This window comes from Streptomyces sp. NPDC060366 (assembly GCF_042725135.1).
GTDB lineage: Bacteria > Actinomycetota > Actinomycetes > Streptomycetales > Streptomycetaceae > Streptomyces.
Genome location: NZ_JBHXDC010000003.1, coordinates 556169 through 571963 on the forward strand (window position 1 = coordinate 556169; position 15795 = coordinate 571963).

At 71.0% G+C, this 15795-nt stretch carries 14 protein-coding genes; 3 read left to right on the top strand and 11 right to left on the bottom strand.

The genetic code is table 11. The annotated features are described in order from the left end of the window. Window positions 1-26 precede the first annotated feature (26 nt). From ACFWHU_RS11430 to ligD, 8 genes are all read right to left on the bottom strand, one after another. The gene (locus tag ACFWHU_RS11430) at window positions 27-1049 is read right to left on the bottom strand and encodes a diiron oxygenase (RefSeq protein ID WP_385801766.1); all 1023 of its coding nucleotides are present in this window, start codon (window positions 1047-1049) and stop codon (window positions 27-29) included. Between the two features lie 141 nt (window positions 1050-1190). Next, window positions 1191-1670: a DUF3291 domain-containing protein gene (locus ACFWHU_RS11435; protein ID WP_387224695.1), complete on the bottom strand. Its 480-nt coding sequence runs from the start codon at window positions 1668-1670 to the stop codon at window positions 1191-1193. After that, on the bottom strand, window positions 1667-2776 hold the full coding sequence (locus ACFWHU_RS11440; protein WP_387224696.1) for an amidase family protein: 1110 nt from the start codon (window positions 2774-2776) through the stop codon (window positions 1667-1669). Before ACFWHU_RS11440 ends, ACFWHU_RS11435 begins: the two co-directional genes overlap by 4 nt. Window positions 2777-2947: 171 nt before the next feature. Further along, window positions 2948-4405: a penicillin-binding transpeptidase domain-containing protein gene (locus tag ACFWHU_RS11445; protein WP_387224697.1), complete on the bottom strand. Its 1458-nt coding sequence runs from the start codon at window positions 4403-4405 to the stop codon at window positions 2948-2950. Then, window positions 4402-5829: an FtsW/RodA/SpoVE family cell cycle protein gene (locus ACFWHU_RS11450; protein ID WP_385801761.1), complete on the bottom strand. Its 1428-nt coding sequence runs from the start codon at window positions 5827-5829 to the stop codon at window positions 4402-4404. Before ACFWHU_RS11450 ends, ACFWHU_RS11445 begins: the two co-directional genes overlap by 4 nt. A gap of 130 nt (window positions 5830-5959) precedes the next feature. Beyond that, window positions 5960-6424 (bottom strand): SH3 domain-containing protein, encoded by a 465-nt coding sequence (locus ACFWHU_RS11455; RefSeq protein ID WP_385801759.1) that lies wholly within the window; start codon window positions 6422-6424, stop codon window positions 5960-5962. A gap of 129 nt (window positions 6425-6553) precedes the next feature. After that, window positions 6554-6946, bottom strand: a complete 393-nt coding sequence (locus ACFWHU_RS11460) for a zinc-ribbon domain-containing protein (RefSeq protein ID WP_387224698.1) — start codon at window positions 6944-6946, stop codon at window positions 6554-6556. A gap of 82 nt (window positions 6947-7028) precedes the next feature. After that, on the bottom strand, window positions 7029-7913 hold the full coding sequence (gene ligD / locus ACFWHU_RS11465; RefSeq protein WP_385801756.1) for a non-homologous end-joining DNA ligase: 885 nt from the start codon (window positions 7911-7913) through the stop codon (window positions 7029-7031). A 40-nt stretch (window positions 7914-7953) separates the two neighbouring features. Between ligD and ACFWHU_RS11470 the strand changes: the two genes are divergently transcribed. Further along, a complete protein-coding gene (locus ACFWHU_RS11470) occupies window positions 7954-8988 on the top strand; it encodes a Ku protein (protein ID WP_385801755.1) in 1035 nt (344 codons plus the stop codon). Window positions 8989-9045: 57 nt separating this feature from the next. On the opposite strand, the gene ACFWHU_RS11475 is transcribed toward ACFWHU_RS11470, so the two are convergent. Continuing rightward, the gene (locus ACFWHU_RS11475; protein ID WP_385801753.1) at window positions 9046-9564 is read right to left on the bottom strand and encodes a hemerythrin domain-containing protein; all 519 of its coding nucleotides are present in this window, start codon (window positions 9562-9564) and stop codon (window positions 9046-9048) included. Between the two features lie 179 nt (window positions 9565-9743). On the opposite strand from ACFWHU_RS11475, the gene ACFWHU_RS11480 reads away from it, so the two are divergent. After that, a complete protein-coding gene (locus ACFWHU_RS11480) occupies window positions 9744-12425 on the top strand; it encodes a glycoside hydrolase family 97 catalytic domain-containing protein (protein ID WP_387224699.1) in 2682 nt (893 codons plus the stop codon). 89 nt (window positions 12426-12514) lie between these two features. Here the strand turns inward: ACFWHU_RS11480 and ACFWHU_RS11485 are convergent, their stop codons facing one another. Then, window positions 12515-13294, bottom strand: coding sequence for an NPCBM/NEW2 domain-containing protein (locus ACFWHU_RS11485; protein WP_387224700.1), 780 nt, complete (start codon window positions 13292-13294; stop codon window positions 12515-12517). Window positions 13295-13607: 313 nt separating this feature from the next. Here ACFWHU_RS11485 and ACFWHU_RS11490 point away from each other — a divergent pair, with 313 nt between their 5' ends. Continuing rightward, on the top strand, window positions 13608-14819 hold the full coding sequence (locus ACFWHU_RS11490; protein WP_387224701.1) for an FAD-dependent monooxygenase: 1212 nt from the start codon (window positions 13608-13610) through the stop codon (window positions 14817-14819). Window positions 14820-15058: 239 nt separating this feature from the next. Here ACFWHU_RS11490 and ACFWHU_RS11495 read toward each other — a convergent pair whose 3' ends face one another. Further along, window positions 15059-15793, bottom strand: coding sequence for an ABC transporter ATP-binding protein (locus ACFWHU_RS11495; protein WP_387224702.1), 735 nt, complete (start codon window positions 15791-15793; stop codon window positions 15059-15061). Window positions 15794-15795: the final 2 nt, after the last annotated feature.

The window sequence follows — 15795 nt, forward strand, 5'->3', positions numbered from 1 at the left end:
GGGGAGTCCCCCCGGCCCCACCGTCTTCACGCCAGCAGCCCCGACGCCTTCCAGAGCCGTCGGCCCGTGCCCCGCATGACCCCGATGTCGTCGAGGAAGTCCGTCAGGCGTTTCGCGCCCGACTGCATCACCTCGCGGCGGTGGGGGCTCGTACGGACCTGGGCCACGGCCTCGCGACGGTCCAGGCCGACGTTGTCGTAGACCTGGGGGTTCACGAAGCAGACCGAGAAGACGCGGGCCGCCTGGCCGGCCGTGAGGCGGGTCAGTTCCTGTTCCCAGCGGGGGGACGTGACCATCTGGCGGCGCAGTTCCTCGCGGGCGTAGCGGACGTGGCGGGCCTCCTCCACCACGTGGATGCGGGTCACGCCGCGTACCAGCGTCTGGACGCGCTCGTCCGGGAACGTCAGGCGCTGCATCCAGTCCAGGATCTCCTCGCCCAGGAGTGTCGCGGCGAACGAACCCGGGGTCGTGGAGACGGTCTTCAGCACGCGCGCGACGTTGTGGTAGACGCGGGGGACCGGGTACGCCGGGGCGCCGCCCTTCTGGATCATCTTGGCGAACATCATCGAGTGCCGGCACTCGTCCGCTATCTCGGTGAGCGCGTAGCGCACGTGGTTGCTGGTCACCGACTTGTCGTAGATGTGCCTGACCAGCAGCTGCATCAGGATGATCTCGAACCAGATGCCGAGGGAGGCGAGTGACGCGGCCTCGTGGCGGGCGAGGTCCATCCGCTGGTCCTCGGACATCTTCCGCCACATCGGGGTGTCGTAGAGGGAGACCAGCTCCGGCGGCCAGAACCACTTGCCGTCCTCCGCCGGGGCCTCCCAGTCGAGGTCCTTGTCCGGGTCGAAGGAGTGCTTGGCCGAGGCTTCGAGGAGGCGCAGCGCGACCTGTTCGCGGTCCCTGAGCGGGCCCAGCGCGTCGCGCAGGAGCTGGATGTCACGCGCTCCGTCGTCGTCGCGGCGCTCGGCGTGGAGCACGCCGCCCCCGCCTCCGCCCTCGTCCCGCGCGGGCGTGGCCGTCACATCGCGTTCGTGCGCTGCTGTCATGGCTGAGAGCACCTCATGACTGGGGTTACCGGGGGTACGGTCTCGACCCTCTTATGAGACTTCCTGTCAGTAGCTCTCGTCAATCCCCTCCGCACCACTTGTCGACTCGCTGTCCAACAACGCGTGTTGGCCGCTCCCGCGCTACTCGCCCGGCCCGAAGGTCTTCCGGAGCGTGAACGCGTGCGCCGTCGGGCCGTGTTCGCGCAGACTCATAAGCCGCAGCTCCGCGTCCCGCGCGGTCGGGCGGACACCCGCCGCCACCCACCACAGCGTCGTCATCGCCTCCTCGACGCGCTCGAACCACTCGAAGCGCCTGGCGAGCAACTCGCGGTGCCGCCCCTGGTACATGAAGGCCTTCAGCGCGTCGATGTCGCGCCACACCGTCAGATTCATGATCAGCCACTCGTCGCCGAAGACCGGGACGTCGGTGGCGTTGCCCGTGTCGCTCTGGAGTCTCCACACGAAGCCGTCGGACGCGTCGGCGACCGCGTTCACGGGGTCGAGAGCGTCCACGAATCCCTTCAACTCGACGGAGTCCAGGGGGTGTTTGAGGCGCGCGATATTCACCTGGGCGAGTTCGTAAGCGGGTTGGCCGACCGGGGCGGCCGAGGATGTCGTCATGGGCGCACGATAGGCAGGGCCTCCTCGGCGACACGCGCGATTTCGAGGAGCGGGACGTCCGCCCCCCGCGCCGCCACCAGTTGGAGTCCCACCGGGCAGCCGTCCGGCGTGAATCCGGCGGGCAGGCTCGCCGCCGGATGGCCGCTCAGATTGAACGCCCAGGTCAGTGCCGTCGAGTAGACGTCGGGGCCCGGCCCCTCGTGGCCGTGCGGACGGTTCGGTGTCACCGGGCTGAGCAGCAGCGGCGTACGCGCGAAGTACGCGTCGAGCCGCCGGTCGTTCTCCTCCCGCACATCCGCGCCGCAGCCCCCACCCGCGCCCGCCGTCCGGGGCGGCTCGCCGCCGCGTACCGCAAGCCACGTCTCGCGCGGGTCGAGCAGCGACAGGGAAGAATCGGGGGCACCGTCGAGCCGTACGGCCCCGGCCGCCACCAGCCGGGCCACCGCCGCCCGCACCACCGCGTCCACCGCTGGATCCGTCCGCGCGAAGCCGAGACCCGGCGAGTACGTGGCACGCACCGGTGTCCGCACGTGGGGCGCATCCTCGTACCCGTCCAGCACGCACCGCAGATACAGCCGCGCGTCCCCCACCCGCCGCGTCAGCACCCCCGCCGTCGCCAGCCCCGTGCGGTCAGGAGACGGCAGCAGCCCCCTCGTCGTCTTCAGACCGAACACCCCGCACCACGCCGCCGGAATCCGCACCGACCCCGCCCCGTCGCTCCCCGTCGCCAGCGGCACCATGCCCGCGGCGACCGCCACCGCCGAACCCGCCGACGAACCACCGGGCGTGCGGTCGGCGCGGTAGGGATTGACCGTACGGCCGTGGGCGCCCAGGCCCCAGGTCTGCCAGTACGTCCCCGCCCCCGGCACCGCCGTCGAGCCGACCGGCACCGCCCCGGCCGTGATCAGCCGCCGCGCCGCGTACGAGCGGATTCCCGTCGGGCCCTTCACCGCGAACGGCAGCCCCGCCAGCGGCAGTTGGCGATCCACCGCGCGTTCCCGGGCCCGCGCCCCCGCGTGCCACACCTCGATGAACGCGCACAGCTCCGGGTCGAGCCGGTCGATCCGCTCCAGCGCCTCACCCACCGACCACCACCCATCGCTCACCACGGTCCTAGGCCCTCTCCGGCGGATCTTCGGGGGCCCGGGACGCCTGGCACGGCACCTCCCTGCGTTGTCGCATCATCCAAGTACGTCCAGTACGAGCATGATCCTCCGCCTTGCGATGCACCGCACCAGACGCCCCGGGCTTATCCCCGAAAATCCGCCGGACAGGTCCTAGTCTCGCAGCGCCGCCCGCATCACCGCCCGTGCGATCGGCGCGGCGTCACCGCCCCCGCTGATCTCACCGCGCACCGCCTCCGCGTCCTCCACCACCACGGCCACCGCCACCGCCGGCCGTCCCGTGTCCGCGGCCTGCGCCCAGGCGATGAACCAGGCATACGGCGTACCGGAGTTGCCCACGCCGTGCTGCGCCGTACCCGTCTTCCCGCCGACCGTCACGCCGTCGATCCCGGCGCTCCCGCCCGTACCGGTTTCCACGGCCTCCACCATCAACTGCCGCAGCCGGTAGGCCGTCGACGGGCTCATCGCCTGCTGGTAGGAGTGCTCACCGGTACGGGAGACGACGTCGCCGTCGGCCGCGAGCGTCCGGTCCACCAGATACGGCTGCTTGAGATCCCCGCCGTTCGCGACGGCCGCCGCCACCATCGCCATCTGGAGCGGTGTCGCCGTGGTGTCGAACTGTCCGATCGAGGAGAGCGCGAGCTGGTCGTCGCTCATCTCCCGGTCGAAGTTGGACACGGCGACACCCGACGGGATCCTCAACCGCCGGTCGTTGAAGCCGAATCTGCCCGCCGCCTCCACCATCTTGTCGAGCCCGACCGCCACCCCCAGCCCGGCCATCACCGAATTGCAGGACCACTTGATGGCGTACGCGAGCGACTCCTTGTCGCAGCCGCGCGAGACGTTCGGGAGCGTGGTGCGCGTGCCCGGCAGGACGTACGGCTCCGGGACGCCCGTCGGCTCGTCGACGTCCTCGACCACCCCGGCGTCCAGCGCCGCGGCGGCCGTCACGATCTTGAAGGCCGAACCGGGCGGGTACGTCTGACGGATGGCCCGGTTGAGCATCGGCTGGTCGTCCGCGCCGTTGAACCGCCGCCACGCGTCGGCCACCGCCCGGCCCGTGCCCGACAGCTTCCCGGGGTCGTACGAGGGGCTGCTGACCAGCGCGAGGATCCTGCCCGACGTCGGCTCGATCGCGGCGACCGCGCCGCGTCTGCCGTCGAGACCCGAGTAGGCGGCCTGTTGCAGGGCCGGCTCGATGGTCGTGACGACCTTGCCGCCGGGCGGATGGGCGCGGGTGATGTCGTTCCAGAACGGCAGCGGGGCGAGCATCGGGTCGGTCCCGGAAAGGATGCCGTCCTGGGCGCCCTCCAGCAGGGTGGTGCCGTACGTCTGCGAGGAGAAGCCGGTCACCGGCGCGTACAACGGGCCCTGGGTGTAGGTCCGTTCGTAACGCAGTTGCTGGCCGGTGTCCTTGGAGCCGGTGACGGGCCGGCCGCCGACGACGATCTCGCCGCGCGGCTGTTCGTAACGGTCCATGGTCTTACGGCGGTTGCCCGGGTTGTTGTCGAGCGAATCGGCCTGGATGACCTGGATCCGGGCCGAGTTGACGAGCAGTGCGACCAGGAGCAGCAGACAGAACGCGGCGGCGAGGCGGATATGGCTGATCATCGCTCGCCCTCCGCCGCCGGTTCGGCCGGTCCCACACGCCCCGGCGGCCCTGTCGCGATGACCGTCGGCGCGATCACGCCCGTCTCCACCGTCTCCGGATACGGTCTGCGCGCCGAGTCGCTGAGCCGGATGAGCAGGGCCACGATGACCCAGTTGGTGACGACCGACGAACCTCCCTGCGCCAGGAACGGCATCGCCATGCCCGTGAGCGGGATCAGCCCCGTCACCCCGCCCGCGATCACGAACACCTGGAGCGCCACGATCGACGCCAGACCGACCGCCAGCAGCCGCCCGAACGGGTCGCGCAGTGCGAGCCCGGTGCGGTAGCCGCGGGCGACGAGCAGCGCGTACAGCAGGAAGATCGCGGTCAGCCCGATCAGCCCCAGCTCCTCGCCGGCCGTCGCGAGGATGAAGTCGGACTTGGCGGCGAAGCCGATGAGGACGGACCGGCCGAGCCCCAGCCCCGTACCGAACATGCCGCCCGCCGCGAACGCGAAGAGGGACTGCGCCAGTTGGTCGGGCCCCTGGCCGGCGTCGATGGAGGCGAACGGGTTGAGCCAATCCTCCACCCGGCTGTGGACGTGCGGTTCCAGCCAGCCGACGGCGAACGCGCCGACCCCGGCCAGCAGCAGCCCCACCGCGATCCAGCCGGTGCGGCCCGTCGCCACGTACAGCAGGATCACGAAGAGTCCGAAGAAGAGCAGCGAGGTACCGAGGTCGCGTTCCAGGATCAGTACGAGGACGCTGAGCAGCCAGATCGCGACGATGGGGCCGAGCACCCGGCCGGTGGGCAGCTGGAGTCTCCAGACCCGGCGGCCGGTGTACGCGAGGGCGCCGTGGTTGGCCGCGAGATAGGCGGCGAAGAAGACGGCGAGCAGGATCTTCGCGAACTCGCCCGGCTGGAAGGAGAGTTCGTCGATCCGGATCCAGATCCTGGCGCCGTTCACGGCGGGGAAGAAGATCGGCACGGTCATCAGCAGCAGCGCGGCGACCACCGACAGATACGCGTACCGCTGGAGCACCCGGTGGTCGCGCAGGAGCGCGACGACGGCGATGAACAGCGCGACACCGAGGGTCGACCAGATGAGCTGCGCGGGCGCGTCCCGCTCGCCGGGGGTGGCGAGGTCCAGCCGGTGGAGCAGCACGAGCCCGACGCCGTTGAGCAGGACCGCGATCGGGAGCAGCAGCGGATCCGCGTACGGGGCGCGGAACCGGACCGCGAGATGCGCGAGGAGCGCGAGCAGGCCGAGCCCCGCGCTGTGACGCAGTGCGTCGGGCGGGGCGGCGTCGTCGCGGGCGAGGCCGACCGCGACGTAACCGAAGAGGGAGATGAGGACGGCGCACACGAGGAGCGAGAGCTCGACCCCGCGCCGCTTGCGGAGGCGTAGTTCGGGCGGGGGAGAGTCCGCCGTCGTTGCGGTCATGGAGCGCAACGTAGCAACCCGACATGCCTTATGTCCGCTTATGTAAAGACATAAGGCATGTCGGGTTCGCCGGGGCGGCAGCGGTGGGTCGGTGGCGGTCGGTCAGTGGCGGTCGGTCAGTGGCGGCGGGTCAGCACCAGCGCGGCGCCTTGCCGATGTTCTCGATGTACGCGGCCGAGCCCCAGGCCCAGTTGCCGTCCGTGAGGAGGTACCAGCGGTCGTTCCCGTTCACTTCGTCGCCCCGCGTCTTGCAGAGGATGTGCACGATCGAGCCGTACGCGGCGCTGCCGATGACCCGGCCGCTGCGAGTGGGCCTGTCGCGCAGCAGGAGCCCGGTCCTGGCGGTGACGCGGCCCTTGTACTGGCCCGAGGCCATCGCGGAGACCCCGGCCTCGGCGGCCTCGGGGCCGACGTTGCCCGGGCGGGCGGCGTCGAAGTCGGCGCGGCCGTTGGAGCTGACCGGCGGCGGAGTCGGCACCGTCGCCAGCGCGGGCGTGGCGGTCAGTGCCGCGGCGGCGACGGCGAGGGCCGCGACGTACGGGCCGAAGGAACCCCGGAGGCGCGGGGCAGAGGAACGCAGGGAACGCTGGGACATGCGTGACTCCTGATGTTCGGGAAGGGGGCGAGGAGGCGATGGATGACTGCTTGACTTCGCCCGATTTACCCTAGTTTCGTCACATTGTGTCCGCAACCGTAACTCTGCGTGCCCCGCGCCAGGGCGCCCTCAACGCTGGTACGGGTTACCGCCCTGGCCCGGCTGCTGTCCCTGGCCACCCTGGCTGAACGGGTTCCCGCCACCGGGCTGACCGCCCTGGCCACCCTGCCCGCCCTGTGCGAACGGGTTGGCGCCGTGCTGCTGGCCGACGCCCTGCTGTGCCTGCGACGCGCTCTGCGCGAGGAGCTGCTCGGCCTGCTCGTTCGGCACCTGGTGCTCCACGCCGCAGAACGTGCACTGCGTGTAGTGCTTCGTCGAGTACGGGAACAGCGGTACGAAGAACAGCGTGAACTTGGAGACGCGCTTGCGCAGCGTGTGCGCGGACGGATTGCCGCACTGGCCGCACACGAGCGTCAGTATCGCCAGTTGGTAGATGTAGCCCTTGGTCCCGAAGATGATCATGCGTGGTTCCTTCTCTTCTCATGACGCTTGGTGGCGCTCATGACCGGCGCACCTCCATGGTGCACGCCCGCCACGGCGGCGGTCACGGCAGGCGGCCCGCCCGGTTGAGATTGATGAGCGGGCCGAGGAGATCCCCGTACCGTGCCAGTCGCCCCGCGATGTCGCCGATCCGGAAGACCAGGTCCTCCGGCGCCGCGCAATCGCCGACCTCTTCCCAGGACACCGGGGCGGAGACGGTCGGTTCCGTCCTGGCGCGCAGCGTGTACGGCGCCGCCGTCGTCTTCGCCGCCGAATTCTGGCTGTGGTCGACGAATACCTTGCCGGGGCGCAGCGCGCGGGCCATCCGGTGGACCACCAGATGCGGAAGCGCGGCCTCGGCCTCGACGGCGAGCGACTTGGCGTACGCGGAAACCTCGCGCGACGGGGTCGGCTCCAGCGGTACGAGCAGATGCAGGCCCTTCGAGCCCGAGGTCTTGGCGTACGCGTTCAGCCCGTCCGCCGTCAGCCGCTCCCGCAGCCAGAGCGCCGCCGCGCAGCACTCCACCACGGTGGCGGGCTCGCCGGGGTCCAGGTCGAAGACGATGCGGTCGGCGCGGGCCGGACTGTCGACCTGCCACTGCGGGGTGTGGAACTCCACGACCAGGTTCGCCGCCCACATCAGCGTCGCGAGGTCCTCCACCAGCACCTGCTCGGCGCTCTGCTCCGCCGAACGGGGCACCGTCGCCCTGCGCACCCAGGACGGGGTGCCCGGCGGCGGATTCTTGGTGAAGAAGCGCTGGCCGTCGGGGCCGTCCGGGTAGCGGAGGAAGGAGACGGGGCGATTGGCCAGATGGGTGAGCAGGGCGCCGGCCGAGGTCGCGCAGTAGTGCAGGACCTCGCCCTTGGTGGTGCCGGTGGCCGGGTAGAGGACCTTCTCCAGATTGCTGAGGGCGATCCGCCGCCCCTCCACCTCGGCGATGGGCGTCATACGATGAGAATCCCACGAATTCGGATGTAAGGGATTTACCGTGCGATCCATTTGGAACGGCGCAATCTCCTTCGGTCTGGTGAGCATCCCGATCAAGCTGGTGAACGCCACCGAGAGCCGCTCGATCTCCTTCCGGCAGATCCATTTGGCGGACGGCGGCCGGATTCGTTACCGGAAGGTCTGCGAGCTGGACGAGGAGGAGGTCACCTCGGCCGAGATCGGCAAGGCGTACGAGGACGCGGACGGGTCGATGATCCCGATCTCGGACGACGACCTGGCCCAGCTCCCGCTGCCGACGGCCAAGACGATCGAGATCGTCGGGTTCGTGCCCGAGACGTCGATCGATCCCCTCCAGGTGGGCTCGGCGTACTACATCGCGGCCAACGGCGTGCCGGCCGCCAAGCCGTACACGCTGCTGCGCGAGGCCCTGAAGCGCAGCGAGAAGGTCGCGATCGCGAAATTCGCGCTGCGCGGGCGCGAGCGGCTGGGCATGGTGCGGGTCCTCGGCGACGTCATCGCGCTCCACGGGCTGCTGTGGCCGGACGAGATCCGGCAGCCGGAGGGGGTGGCGCCGGAGACGGAGGTCAGCATCCGGGACGCCGAACTCGACCTGGCCGACGCCCTGATGGACACGCTCGGCGAGGTCGAACTCGAATCCCTCCACGACGACTACCGGGAGGCCGTCGAGGAGCTGATCGCGGCCAAGGCGGGCGGCGGCGAACTGGCGGTTCCGGAGGGGGCGGGCGAGCGGCGCGGGGGCAAGGTGCTGGACCTGATGGCGGCGCTGGAGAGCAGTGTGCGGGCGGCGAAGGAGTCGCGGGGCGAGGGGGGCGGGGGCGGCGACGGGGACCACGCGGAGGTGACGCATCTGCCGACGGGCAAGAAGGCGGCGGGCGCGAAGAAGAGCGCGTCGAAGAGCGCGTCGAAGACGGCGTCCAAGACCACGGCGGACAAGAAGACGCCGGCCAAGAAGGCGGCGGCGAAGAAGACGGCGACGGGCAAGACGGCCGCTAAGAAGACGCCGGCCAAGAAGACCACGGCGAAGAAGGCCCCGGCGAGGAAGCGCTCCGCCTGAACGCGGGCCGGCGGGCCGCGCATACGGCCCGGCCGGCCATCGAGGACTGACCGCCCCCTACCCGCTGCGCACGTCCCGCAGGGCGAAGTCGCCGGGCAGCGGCGTGTCGAGCGCGTTGAGCGCGGCGACGAGCTTCTTCTCCTCGTACGTGAAGTGGGACTCCACCAGGGCGACGAGACCGTCCAGTTCACCCCGCACCCGGCGTGCCTCGTCGGCGTCCGGGGCCGGGCCGATGCCGTCGAGCAGGTCCTGGAGCCGGCCGAGGATGGCGGTCACCATGTGGTGGTCGTGCGCGAGTTGTTCCAGTACGGGCGCCAACTCGGGTACATGCCGCGCCAGTTCGGGGAAGACGCTGTCGTCCTCCGCCGTGTGGTGCCGGGTCAGGGCGGAGCAGAACGCGAGACAGTGCGCCTGTAGTTCGCGCGGGCGCTCACCGTCGCCCGCGAGGAAGTCGTCGACGTCGTCCTGAAGCCGGGCAAGCTCCTCGCGGAGCCAGATGTGCACATCGATCAGCTGATTGCCGAACGCCGCGAGGCGGTCGCCCGGCGCGTTGTCCGGTACGGCGGAGGTCCCCATGCCCGCATCGTATGCGCGTTATTGATTCTGTTGGATTTTGTGCGACAGCCCCTGGCGGTTCCGGGGAATTCCGGTGGACAATCCGGGGCGCGGGCGCCCCTTCAGGCTCAGCCCTGTCATCACCAACTCGCGCCCCGTGTTTGCCCGTTGAGCCCGGCTCCGAGTGAGAGGGACAAGCGATGACGAACAGCAGACCAGGATCAGCGAAGCGATGGCGTGCCACCTGTGCGACCGCGCTCGCGGGGGTGCTCTGCCTGGGGACCCCCGCGGCGGCCCAGGGCGACGCGGCCGACCCCCGGCCCGCCGGCTCCGCCTGGACCGTCTCCCGCGGCGGGCCCACCGCCGACGTACGGCTCGACCCCGCCGACGGCACCGTCACCCTCGCCGTACGGGACGGGAGCCGCACCCTCGTCGAGCCCTCGCCCGTCGGCATCGTCACCGAGGACGCCGATCTGACGCGCGGGCTGCGCCTGGTGGACCGTAAGGACCGCCGTATCGCCGAGCGGTACACCACCGTCGTCGGCAAGGAGCGCCGCCGCACCGTCGACATGGCCGAGTCGCGCTTCACCCTCCAGGGCGCGGGCGGCGCGCGGGTCGACCTGCTCGTGCGCGCGGCCGACGACGGAGTCGCGTACCGCTACGTGCTCCCCGCCGGCGACGGCGCCGTGCTGCGCGAGGCGTCCGGCTTCGTACTCCCGGCGGACGCGCCGGCCCGGCTGAGCGACTACTCGGTCAACTACGAGCAGCCGTACGACGGCACGACCGCCGCCGGAGCGTCGAGCGGCCAGTACGCGTACCCCGCGCTCTTCCAGGTGGGCGACGACCACGTCCTGCTCACCGAGGCGGACGTCGACGGCCGCTATCCCGCGAGCCGGCTCACGCACACGACCGGCGGCGGACGCTACGACGTGGCGCTGGCCGACCCCTCCGTGCCCCTGCCCGCCGACGGGCCGCTCGCGACGCCCTGGCGGACCGTGATCGCGGGCGACCCGGCGACCGTGACCGAGTCCACGCTCGTGGACGATCTGGCCCCGCCCTCCCGTGTCGCGGACACCTCCTGGATCCGCCCCGGCACCGTCGCCTGGTCCTGGCTCGCCGGATTCGGCGCCGCGCAGCGCAGCCTTGAGACCCAGCAGCGGTTCGTGGACTACGCGGCGGCGCACGGCTGGGAGTACTCCCTGGTGGACGACGGCTGGAACACCACCGACTGGATGCCGCAGCTGATGGAGTACGCCGAACGGCGGGGCGTGGGCGTCCTGTTGTGGATGCACTGGACCGATCTCGACACACCCGCCGAGCGCACGCGGCAGCTCGACAAGGTCAAGGAGTGGGGCGCCGCCGGGCTGAAGATCGACTTCATGGACTCCGACTCGCGTGAACGCATGGAGTGGTACGACGAGATCCTCCGCGAGACCGCCGGCCGTGAGCTGATGGTCAACTTCCATGGTTCGACGCTGCCGCACGGCATCCAGCGCACCTGGCCGCACATCATGTCGATGGAGGGCGTGCACGGGGCCGAGCAGGGCAATGTCCAGGCCGACGACATGGCGACGCTGCCCTACACCCGTAACGTGGTCGGTTCCATGGACTTCACGCCCATGGGCTTCCAGTTCGGGCAGCGCAACAACACCGAGGCCGCCGAGCTGGCGCTCTCCGTCGTGTACGAGTCCGGGTTCCAGAACTACGCGGGCAGCGTCGAGGCGTACCGCGCCCGGCCCGAGATCGCCCGGTTCCTCGACCAGGTCCCGACCGTCTGGGACGAGAGCCGGCTCGTCGCCGGTACGCCCGGCGAGGGGGCTGCGTTCGCGCGCAGGGACGGCGACCGGTGGTTCCTCGGCTCCATCACGGCGGGCGAAGGGGGCACCGGGCGCGTCCCGCTGACCTTCCTGGGATCCGGGGCATGGCGGGTCGACGTCGTACGTGACGGCGCCGACGGCGTCGTACGCCAGAGCCAGGTGATGGACCGTCAGGACGTACTCACGGTGCCGGTGTTGGCGGACGGCGGCTTCGCCGCCCAGCTCTGCCGCGCCGTGCCGGGCCGCGACAGCTGCGACCGGCCGGTGGACACGGTGCCCGTCGGCACGTTGTCCGTCACCCCCGCGAAGGCCGACGCCCTGCCGGGCGAGACGGTCGACATCGCCGCGAGCTTCGTCCTGGACGAGGCGGGCCCGGCCGAGGACGTGACCCTCGGCGCCCGTACCCCCGAGGGCTGGACGGTCGACGGCGCCGGCGCGACGGCGGACGAACTGGCCGACGGCGCCCGACTGACCGCGTCCTGGCGGGTCACGGTCCCCGCCGACCCGGTGTACGGGGCGACGGAGATCCCGGTGACGGTGACCTACCGGGACCCGGAAGCCCGTCGCGCCGCGCCGCCGCTGACCGTCGAGCGCACGGTGCGCGTCTTCGTGGCACGCGAAGGCACCGTGTACGTCAGCTCCTTGCCGTTCGTCTCCGAGGACAACGGCTGGGGCCCGGTCGAGCGCGACCTCTCCAACGGCGAGAACGGGGCGGGCGACGGCGGCCCGCTGCGGCTCGGCGACACGACGTACGACAAGGGACTGGGAGTGCACGCGTTCTCCGAGGTGACCGTCGACCTGAACGGCGCGTACGACCGGTTCACGGCGTGGGCCGGCATCGACGAGGAGAAACCGGACAAGGGCTCGGTCGACTTCGAGGTGATCGGCGACGGTGAGGTCCTGGCCCGCAGCGGCGTCCTTGGGCCGACGGACGCGGCGCACGCGTTCGACATCGACGTCACCGGGGTGCGCCAATTGACACTGCGCGTCACGGACGGCGGCGACGGCATCGACTCGGACCACGGTGACTGGGCGGACGCCCAACTGGTCCGTACGCAGCGGTAGTCGACGAGGCCCGGTGGGATCCAGGTCCCCCGGGCCACGTCGCGATCACCGCCCGCCGACTCTGGGGGGCCTGGTCCCGCGTCTTCCTGTCAGCTGAGGCGGGCGTCGCCCCATACGGCGCGACAGATGCCGTTCGTCTTTCCGCTGGGGCTCTCGACACCGTTCACGGTGATCATCAGCCGGCCGGCGTCACCGATCTTCTCGATCACCTCGCGCGTCCGACCGACCGGGAGGGTGAATCCCTTGTCCACGGGATTTCCGTCCAGGGACACCTGGAAGAACACCCTGCACCCGCTCTCGGTCTTCTCGTCGAGCCCCACCGTGGCATGGAATTCCTTCACACCGGCGGGGATGTTGTACGTCACGGTCTTGGCGCCCGGGTTGAACGAGTTGAGCGAGAAGACGACGCTGTTTCCGTACGTCGTCCGTTGCACCGTCGCGGGGCCCGTGTGCTTGTAGTTCCCCAGTCCTCCGACGGGGTCGAGATCCGAGAGGTACGAGGTGACGGGCCCGGGCGGCTCCGTTCCCCCCGAACCTCCCGCGCCACCGCTGCCGCCCGTCCCCGAGCCCCCGTTCTCACCCGGCGGGGACGACTCGCCGGCGCCGCCACTCGTGCCGTCCGGGGGAGACGGGGACGGGGTCTCCTCGGACGGGGACGGGGCGGGTGTGGTTTCGTCCGCGGACGGGAGAGGCGCGACGGAGGACGGGGGACTTGCCGCCTTGTCGCTGTCGCCGTTTCCCTCCGGCCCGTACTTGAGGAACACGGCTACGAGCGCGCCGATGATGGCCGCGGCGATGGCGCCGACCAGAGCTCCGTCCCTGAGATATGAGTGCTGCCCACCTGAACCGCCGGGACCGTTTGCAGTCACCGTGCCCCCTGTCCGAGATAAAGTTTTGACACAGTGTCAGCTCGAATGAGCAGATAGTACAGATGGTGGTGGGATTGTTCTCTCGAATCAGCATTAATGGATTCATCACCGTGATGCAGGGGTGGGAGCGCGTTCGCCCGCTACGTCCTCCGGGCTCCGAACGGGTGTGACGGAGCCCGACGGGTGTACCGGCCAAGCGTGTACGTGAGGAGAGGACTCCGCGCTCGTTTCGTGCGCGAATGACGTCGATAAGATCCGTCGTGGCCCCATGTGTTGGGGGAATCGGAACATCGACCGAGTGGGAGTGCCAGGTATGCGTGGAGGCAGCGTCGCCGTCGTCGGCGGCAGCATAGCGGGGTGTGCCACGGCTCTGGCCGTGTCCCGCGGCGGAGCCGGGAAGGTCACCGTCTTCGAGCGGGCCGACGCCCAACTCCGCGACAGGGGAGTCGGGATCGCCCTCCACAACGACCGGTACAACGAACTCCAGAGCGCCGGATACGTGGCCGCCGAGATGCCCTGGGCGCCGCTGACCCGGCGCGTGTGGAGCGTGCGGGACGGTGAGGCGGAGCACGGACGGGCCGTCGGCGAGCAGCCGTTCCCGTTCCGCGCCTACAACTGGGGCTCGCTGTGGAGCGAGTTGCGGCGCCGGGTGCCCGAAGACGTCGACTACCGGTCCGGTGCGCAGGTCAGCGCCGTGGAGCCCGACTCCGACGGCGTGACGCTCCAACTCGCCGACGGACAGCGGGAACGCTTCGACGCCGTGATCGGGGCGGACGGCTACCGATCCGTCGTCCGCGACGCCATGTTCCCCGGACTCAGCGCGACGTACGCCGGTTACATCGGCTGGCGCGGCACCTCCGCGGACGTCGCGGACCTCCCCTCCGACGGCAACGACGCGCACAACGTCGTCTTCCCCGGCGGCCACTGCATGATCTACCGCATCCCGGACGGCGTCGGCGGACACCGGCTCAACTGGGTGCTCTACACCGCCCCGCCGGAGTCCGAGGACCTCCACCCGGACCTGAAGACACCGACCTCACTGCCGCCCGGCCGGCTCAACTCGGCGCTCACCGCGCACCTCCGGGCCCTCGTCGCGGACAACTTCCCGCCGTACTGGGCGGCCAGGGTGCTCCGTACGCCCGCCGAGACGACGTTCATCCAGCCCATCTACGACCTGGAGGTACCGCAGTACACCTCCGGGCGGATGCTGCTCGTCGGCGACGCCGCCAGCGTCGCCCGGCCGCACATCGGCGGCGGCAGCGTGAAGGCGCTCCAGGACGCGACGGCGCTGGAGGCCGCGGCGGTGGCCGGGGGGAGCTGGAAGGAGATCGCGGAGGCGTACGACACCAACCGCGGCGCCGTCGGCGCCTCGCTGGTCGCGCTGGCCCGCAGGATGGGCAGCGCGCAGGTCGAGAACACGCCGGACTGGGATGCGATGGGGCAGCCGGAGTTCGACGCGTGGTGGCAGGCGCAGAACAGTGGGTCGGACCGTAACAGCGGGTTCGGTGGGCACCGGCTGAAGTGACGTGAGCGGCTCACCGGGGTCCGGCCCGGTGAGCCGGTTCGTCCTCAATCGCCGGACGGGCTGCGTGCTTTGTCCTCAAGCGCCGGACGGGCTGCGTGCCTTGTCCTCAAGCGCCGGACGGGCTTGGTTTGCCCGCGGGCGGGCTGGGTTGGTTCCGGCCGGTGGTGGGGTGTCCTCAATCGCCGGACGGGCTTGAAAGGCCCGCCAGGCGGGCTGGAGTGGTCGCCAGGTGGGCTTGGTCAGGGCGCGGAGCGGAGCGGGGTCAGTTCCAGGGCCTCGTGGAGTGGTGACGGGTCCGTGCGGGCGTCCTCGCCCGACATCCGCAGGGTCGGGCGGCCCGAGGTGAGGACCGTGATCGTACGAGCGCACTGAGCCGCCTGCGTGGGGCTGGGTGAGACCAGCAGTACCGCGATCCCCTCCTCCGCCAGGGTGCCGACCAGTTCGTAGACCTGCTTGACCAGGCCGGGCGCCAGCCCTTCCGTCGGCTCGTCCATCAGCAGCACGCTCGGCGAGCCGAGCAGCGCACGCGCCAGGGCGAGCATCTGCTGCTCGCCGCCCGACAGGTCCGTGCCCCGGTTGCCCCGGCGCTCACCCAGCCGTGGCAGCAGCTCCAGCACCCGTGCCGGGGTCCACGCGCTGGGCCGGGTCGCGTCGCCGCTGCGCGGCGGGCGGTAGGAGAGCCGCAGGTGCTCCGCGACGGTGAGCCCGGCGAAGACCCGGCGCCCCTGCGGTACGAGGCCGATCCCGGCGCGCGCCACACGGTGCGCGGGCTGCCCGGTCATCTCCTGGCCGTTCAGCCGTACCGACCCGGCGGACGGGCGGATGAACCCCGCCACGGTGTGGACGAGGGTGGTCTTGCCGGCCCCGTTGTGGCCCACGATCGCGTGGACGGAGCCGGCGGGGACGGTCAGATCGAGGTCGTGCAGGACGGTGCCGCCGTGGTAGCCCGCCGTCAGGCCGGTGAGTTCCAGCATCG

Excerpts from the sequence above, each read along its gene's own strand:
- ACFWHU_RS11430 (WP_385801766.1), bottom strand. The coding sequence starts at position 1,049 with ATGACAGCAGCGCACGAACGCGATGTGACGGCCACGCCCGCGCGGGAC.
- ACFWHU_RS11435 (WP_387224695.1), bottom strand. The coding sequence starts at position 1,670 with ATGACGACATCCTCGGCCGCCCCGGTCGGCCAACCCGCTTACGAACTC.
- ACFWHU_RS11445 (WP_387224697.1), bottom strand. The coding sequence starts at position 4,405 with ATGATCAGCCATATCCGCCTCGCCGCCGCGTTCTGTCTGCTGCTCCTG.
- ACFWHU_RS11450 (WP_385801761.1), bottom strand. The coding sequence starts at position 5,829 with ATGACCGCAACGACGGCGGACTCTCCCCCGCCCGAACTACGCCTCCGC.
- ACFWHU_RS11455 (WP_385801759.1), bottom strand. The coding sequence starts at position 6,424 with ATGTCCCAGCGTTCCCTGCGTTCCTCTGCCCCGCGCCTCCGGGGTTCC.
- ACFWHU_RS11460 (WP_387224698.1), bottom strand. The coding sequence starts at position 6,946 with ATGATCATCTTCGGGACCAAGGGCTACATCTACCAACTGGCGATACTG.
- ligD (WP_385801756.1), bottom strand. The coding sequence starts at position 7,913 with ATGACGCCCATCGCCGAGGTGGAGGGGCGGCGGATCGCCCTCAGCAAT.
- ACFWHU_RS11475 (WP_385801753.1), bottom strand. The coding sequence starts at position 9,564 with ATGGGGACCTCCGCCGTACCGGACAACGCGCCGGGCGACCGCCTCGCG.
- ACFWHU_RS11480 (WP_387224699.1), top strand. The coding sequence starts at position 9,744 with ATGACGAACAGCAGACCAGGATCAGCGAAGCGATGGCGTGCCACCTGT.
- ACFWHU_RS11490 (WP_387224701.1), top strand. The coding sequence starts at position 13,608 with ATGCGTGGAGGCAGCGTCGCCGTCGTCGGCGGCAGCATAGCGGGGTGT.
- ACFWHU_RS11495 (WP_387224702.1), bottom strand. The coding sequence starts at position 15,793 with ATGCTGGAACTCACCGGCCTGACGGCGGGCTACCACGGCGGCACCGTC.